The sequence below is a fragment of the Oleiphilus sp. HI0132 genome, assembly GCF_001635845.1.
Genome location: NZ_LWGJ01001290.1, coordinates 1 through 3502, shown reverse-complemented (window position 1 = coordinate 3502; position 3502 = coordinate 1). Strand labels below are relative to the sequence as shown.

At 44.7% G+C, this 3502-nt stretch carries 3 protein-coding genes; all 3 read right to left on the bottom strand.

The window, feature by feature from the left end:
• Positions 1 to 271 (bottom strand): hypothetical protein (locus A3766_RS32105; protein ID WP_231882933.1); only part of this gene is annotated, 271 nt, incomplete at its 3' end.
• Between the two features lie 381 nt (positions 272 to 652).
• Positions 653 to 1993: a sphingomyelin phosphodiesterase gene (locus A3766_RS19655; RefSeq protein ID WP_082885854.1), complete on the bottom strand. Its 1341-nt coding sequence runs from the start codon at positions 1991 to 1993 to the stop codon at positions 653 to 655.
• A gap of 127 nt (positions 1994 to 2120) precedes the next feature.
• Entirely contained in the window at positions 2121 to 3302 is a 1182-nt protein-coding gene (locus A3766_RS19650; protein WP_068508179.1) for an endonuclease/exonuclease/phosphatase family protein, read from the bottom strand.
• Positions 3303 to 3502: the final 200 nt, after the last annotated feature.

The following is a 3502-nucleotide window of genomic DNA, read 5'->3' as shown; positions in this document are numbered from 1 at the left end:
CTGTCGATACTATCGCTGCGAAAAAGACGGCGCCTTCCAAGTAAGGCTTGTAAAATGATGACAGTATCATTGCACAACCGATCCCTACTTGAAGCCCTCCATAGACAGAAAAGAATTCGGCAAGCCCCATTTCACTCTGAAAGTTTATCCCCAAGAAACTGGCAGACAATGTGGGATTTATCGCACACCAAAGGCCCGAGGCAAGATATAAGATGCCAACGATTCGATAAGGTGTGCTGTAAAGTCGGGTAGATAACTTAGTTGTGGTCACTTAGAGTCCTCCATGGACGGCCTTCACAAACCATATAGTTTCCACAGTTTTTTGTACAGCCACGGCAAGGTAAGCGCGCCGCCTTATTTCCTTTATGTGTGCTGGGTTTAACCTGAAACTTACGCTCTTTCATCATATTCCCTATATGGATTCTTTAGAGTTCAAGACAAGACATTGGCATAGTGATCAAAAGATTTACGAGCAGAACGTCTCAATAGATCACAATTGGCTTAGATTAAGCTCGATATAGATTTGATATATATCGGCGCGATGTGTCAGCCGGGAGAAAGCGAGTCGAGCGTCTTTTGCCTCGCTCTAAACGAAAAAAACCCACACTAAGCAGTGTGGGTATCAATACGCAACTAAGGTAGTAAAAGTGGCTTACTCAGCGAATACAAACTCACTCGCTACAGGGTAGTGATCTGACAAGTCCCAAGTGGTCCAGTGATCCCATTCAATACTACGAGGCGTCAGCATCTTGTTATGAGAATAAACTGGCGCTTGATGCTCGTTTGAATACAACACATAGTCTAAGTACTCATTGTATTGATCATCCGCATAAACATTCACAGGGCCTGCGTAAGAGTAAGGGTACTCGCCTAACGCTGTAGGTTCTGTTGCATTCATAAGCGATAAAAAGTCTACGTGCTCTTGTGGGAAGTTCACCTTATCGACGTTGAAATCTCCCGCCATCAGTACAGGTTGATCTGATGGGATGTTCTTGCTATCTACAAAACCTTTTAGCTGCGCTAGCTGAGAAAATCGAACCGCAATATCATCTGCTGTCGTGTAGGCATGCGTGTGGGTTCCAAACAGGTTATAGATTTTCCCCCCCTTATCAATTTTCGCATAGTTCATGCCCTTAGACGCTAAGCAACCATCTGCCCGACATGCGTCATAGACAACATCATCGTGCTCAATAATCGGGTGACGACTCGCAATGAAAGAGCCACCTGTCAGTAACTTACCAAGCTTGAATGGAATGTCTGTCAGGTAAGGATATTCCTCACTGATCTTGCTTCTAAAATGTGCTGTCAGAATCGGGTCAAAAAGCTCCTGAAATACAACTGCATCGTAGCCTTTTACAAGCTCTGCGATGGTATCCAGGCGAGGATGTGTATTCTTTGAGGTAATACCGGGTAGCAGGTTCCAAACGTTATAGGTCAAAACCTTGAAGTTGTTATTGCTCTCTTCACGCGTTTCTAGCTCAAAGTCGTTATCAATGACGTAGTGAATGTCATCACCTGAAACACGTGCGTATTCAGAACGATACGCTAGCGTAGAGGCCTTGCCATCAAAGTCTCGTGCAATCGTATGAATGTCACGATCATATTGCCAAGGGTCGTTCTCGGCAGACAACCACATGTAGCTGAAATTCCAAGTACCTTCCAGCATTTGCTGAAGTTCTAATGAAGAGCTTTTGCCCTGAACAGTTGTCGTGAAGTAATAACGCTTACCCCACTTAATGCCGTCATCACGATTAAAACGTAAAAATTTCACGGTTGCCAAAGGAGGAACGGTTTGGGTAAGCTGCTCCCACTCATCGCCATGGTCAATATTATCGTGCCCTGTTTGAACGGTATTAATGGACAATTCTTCCATCGTGCTGTTCGTTAGATAGATATAAGACTCGGCAAGCGCGACATTCCCAAGCATCAAACTGACCAAAAGCACGGCCACTTTGCTCAAGTTAAACCCTTTTTTAAGGGATGAATAATTCATATAACACCTCATAGTACAACCTTTAATGTGAGTACAGCTTTTAATGTATGTACAACTTTTTAATATAGTTCTGGCGCTCGCTAGAGAGGAGCGCCAGTTTTCTTATCGTTTAGCGTCTTCGTCGGTGCTATTTGGCAAGTTTTATTTTGCCAAATACGCCAGCATGATCAGAAGGATTCAAACCATTCTCGTCTGTCATATCTGCATTGCTGTCACCCAACACTTTGGCTTTCAGCTTAGTGATCTCACGTGCTTTGGGTTCGAAAAAGATGTGGTCGATACGCTGGTATAACTGCGCGTCTTCATCCGACACATCAGCAGAGAAACAACAGGTATAGACGTCACGTGGCTTCTTCTTTGACAACCATAGATCGTGGTATCCCTTACCCACTGCTTGTAGGTAAGGTGGGATCAAAGTACCTAAACCGAAAGCAGACTCAAATGGCTGGTCTTCTGGGCTACTATTAAAATCGCCTACCAATATCACTGGAACGTCTGGGGCTGTTGTCGCATTGATTACTTGCGTCAGCTCATTCATCTGAATTGCTTGTAGTGACATATAAGGCTCAGCCCCACCCACTTCTAGGTGAGTATTGACGAAACGGTAGTCAGCACCTTTTACGTTCACGTCGATCATGTTGTAGCCGCGCGTAAACTCAATCAAGGCGTTACCGATACTGGTCGTACCGTTTGTGGTAAAGTTTTCGCTGTACTCATTAGAGAAGGTAATGTTATTGCCATTCTTAACGAGAATAACGTCACGGTCGTGTAAACGTACATCTGCAAACGTTTGGTAGCCAGTCTCGTCTGCGCCCGTCACCATCGGCAGCTCTAAATCAGCATTGTCGACAACCGAGGCAACCGTGTAGTCCAAGCCTCGCTCTTCAAGCGCTGCCATAAGAATATCTAAATAGTCATAAACAACTGTCGTTGCCGGGCTCGTACCGCCCACTAAAGAATCAGCCGGGCCAGTGAACCATTGTGAGACTTCCTGAAGACCAATAACGTGAGGACGACGACGTTCAATTTCATCGGCTAAGGCTTGCGCACGCTCAGGGAAATTAGTTGCTTGAACCGTTTGGAATACTTCACTCACAGCCATTGGAATAGCGATTGGGTTTTGCTGTTCAGGTGGCAGCGCTGCTTGCTCTTGAGCTGTGGCAATGACTGGGAATATGTCGGCACCAAGATAAATATTGCGAGTCATTACTTTTATCTTGTCGTTGTCTGAACTTGCGGCTGCCATTTGCGTAGTGAGTACTGATGCACCCACGACGAAAGCACCAAATGCTTTAAGATGTGTTTTCATGTGAATTACTCCGATCGTTTGTTAATTGTTTTAAATCGTTGTTTAGTTCTTTATGGCATCCTGTTACTTGCTATCTTTTATAGCTGTTGGGCTCAGGCCAGAAACAGGTCGATGCGCACGAAGTAATGCTCGCTTGAGGGGGAAATAATTGCAGTGCAATTTAAGGTCAAAACGTGTTCAAAAGTGTTTATGTGATTGAT

What these genes read in the sequence shown, in the direction of transcription:
- A3766_RS19655 (WP_082885854.1), bottom strand. Translation starts at nt 1,993, where the DNA reads ATGAATTATTCATCCCTTAAAAAAGGGTTTAACTTGAGCAAAGTGGCC.
- A3766_RS19650 (WP_068508179.1), bottom strand. Translation starts at nt 3,302, where the DNA reads ATGAAAACACATCTTAAAGCATTTGGTGCTTTCGTCGTGGGTGCATCA.